The 953-nt window shown below is 70.8% G+C and carries 1 protein-coding gene and 1 pseudogene; one reads left to right on the forward strand and one right to left on the reverse strand.

Features of this window, described 5'->3' with window-relative positions; genetic code table 11:
• Positions 1 to 259 (reverse strand): annotated as a pseudogene (locus EAO76_RS42975) (DNA-binding protein); the annotation flags it as partial.
• A gap of 99 nt (positions 260 to 358) precedes the next feature.
• Between EAO76_RS42975 and EAO76_RS42980 the strand changes: the two are divergent.
• Entirely contained in the window at positions 359 to 811 is a 453-nt protein-coding gene (locus EAO76_RS42980; protein WP_148841636.1) for a hypothetical protein, read from the forward strand.
• The last annotated feature ends 142 nt before the right edge of the window (positions 812 to 953 follow it).

A 953-nucleotide genomic window follows, 5' to 3' on the forward strand; every position in this document is an offset into this window, starting at 1 on the left:
CCGGTACGGTGCCGGCGCGGACGTCGTGGGCGAGGCGGAGCACCGCCGAGAGGCGGGCCGCGGCGTCGGGGTTGGCGATCCGGGCGCGCTGGGCACGCATGACGAGGCTGAGCATGGCCGGTGAGACCCCGAGGATCTCCGCGAGCCCGGACTGGGTCACCGCGAACAGGGTGCACAGGTCCCGGCAGAGTTCACCGAGCGGAGCGCCGTACCACTGGCGCTGGAGTTCCTGGTTGCGCGTCATGGCGGCCTGGTCCATGGGGACACCCTACGAGCGCTTTTTACACTTGTCAAAGATGGTTTTCATGTGTCAATCTCTCCGGAAGCCCGACCACCCTCGAACTGACGGGATGTCATCGTGTCCTGGACGCGCACCACTTCGCTCGCCGCTGTCGCCGCCCTCGCCGTCTTCGGTCTGACCGCCTGCGGCAGCGACGGCGGCGAACCCGAGGGCTCCGGCAAGCCCGCCGCCACCTCCCCCGCAGCTCCGGACGACGCCGCCTCCGGCAACACGGGCGACTCTTCGGACGACGCCACCGTCGCCGGTGTGAAGGCCCCGGACGACCTGCCCGCCGGTCTGCCGCTGCCGAAGGGGGAGCTCACCTCCGTGACCGGAAGCAAGAACGCGTACGTCCTCACGTACCGTACGGACGATCCCGAGGCCACACTCGACGCCTACCGGTCCTCCCTCGAAGGCGCCCAGTACACCGTGGTCGACATCGGCGGCACGTTCACCGCGAGCTCGGGCACGACCGCCGTGCAGATCACCACCACCACCGACACCGTGATCCTCACACTCGCCGGCGCCTGACACCGGCGCACCCGTGCGCCGGTACGCTACGGCGCATGGAAGCAGGGGGGATGCTCGCCGACCGGTACCGGCTGCTCGCGCCGATCGCGCGCGGCGCCCAGGGCACGGTCTGGCGGGCCGTGGACACGCGTCGCGGCGAGGA

The sequence above is a fragment of the Streptomyces sp. sk2.1 genome, assembly GCF_008120935.1.
In the GTDB taxonomy this organism is placed as follows: domain Bacteria; phylum Actinomycetota; class Actinomycetes; order Streptomycetales; family Streptomycetaceae; genus Streptomyces.